Origin of the sequence: Dysgonomonas sp. PF1-14 (assembly GCF_029892965.1) — a bacterium.
Lineage (GTDB): Bacteria > Bacteroidota > Bacteroidia > Bacteroidales > Dysgonomonadaceae > Dysgonomonas.
The window spans coordinates 1-1,156 of sequence record NZ_JARXWN010000048.1; the positions used below are offsets into that span (position 1 = coordinate 1).

The following is a 1,156-nucleotide window of genomic DNA, read 5'->3' on the forward strand; positions in this document are numbered from 1 at the left end:
TATGTGCTTCTGTCAATTTCCATGTCATGTTGAATGATTGTGACTAGGCAGTAGGTACAGATGGCAACATAGATTTGTATTCTTACGGCATTCTCTGTTGTACCCCAGAACTTTTTAATTTTGAGGTGTTGCTTGAGCCATTTGAAGAACAGTTCAACTTGCCAGCGATTCTTATACAACTCTGCAACTTGTAGAGCGGATATGTTCATGGCGTTGGTTAAGAAGATAAACTCTCGTTTTTGTTCTTCATCCCAATATCTAACTAACCGAAGTTTATCGGGATAGTATTGTTTTGGATAAAACCCTGTCAGTTCGATTGTCATATCTGAGAGTATATTCTTAGGCATTCTTCGTTTCCATTTGATAGCTTTGTACCGAAGATTCGTCTTTGCTCTAACCACGAAACAGGCTTCTATCTGATGAATCCGATATAGCATCTTAAAGTTGTTGTAGGCTCGATCAAAGATATAATAAGAGCCTGGTTCGTAAGGAATCTTATCCATTGCTTTAGAATCGTGGACAGAAGCTGTTGTAATATGGAAGAATGTCGGAATCTGTGTTTCTACATCATACAGAGTATGAACTTTGATGCCGCCTTTCTTCTTTCGGAACTTCGCCCACCAAAAGACATTCAGACATAAATCGATTGTTGTGGAATCGAAAGCATAGGCCTTTCCTCCCGGTTTGAATATGTCTGTTTTACGCTTTTGCTGTGCTTCATTGACAAGGAAGTAAGCAAACTCTTCAAAGATTCGGTAGTCCCTATCTTGATTTGCTCGGGCTAAGGATGATTTTGATATGTTCTTACCCATCCCTAAATGATAACATTTGGAGCGATGAGCGCCTAAAGCAATAATCAAATCTCTCAGACTTTCACGATTGGACAATTGACCGAACATTAAAGCAAACAGTTGATTCCAACAGGTAAAGTGTTTGACGTAACGATTTCCCTGGTACTTGTTGACTATACGCCGAAACTTATCTTCATTCAAGAATGAAACCAATTGAGCAAATACATACTTCTCTTTATTCATTGCAGCTTCTGTTATTGACTGCAAAGCTATAAATTGAAATCGTCGCGCTCGAAAAATACCTGTAACTAACTAATTATCAAATAAATTAAAGAGATATTTGCGATTTTAATGGGACAGCAGTG

At 38.1% G+C, this 1,156-nt stretch carries 1 protein-coding gene; it reads right to left on the reverse strand.

Annotated features, from left to right (window positions below; all coding sequences use genetic code 11):
* The coding region (locus tag M2448_RS20320) for an IS4 family transposase (protein ID WP_280648010.1) at positions 1-1,034 on the reverse strand (1,034 nt) is incomplete at its 3' end.
* Positions 1,035-1,156: the final 122 nt, after the last annotated feature.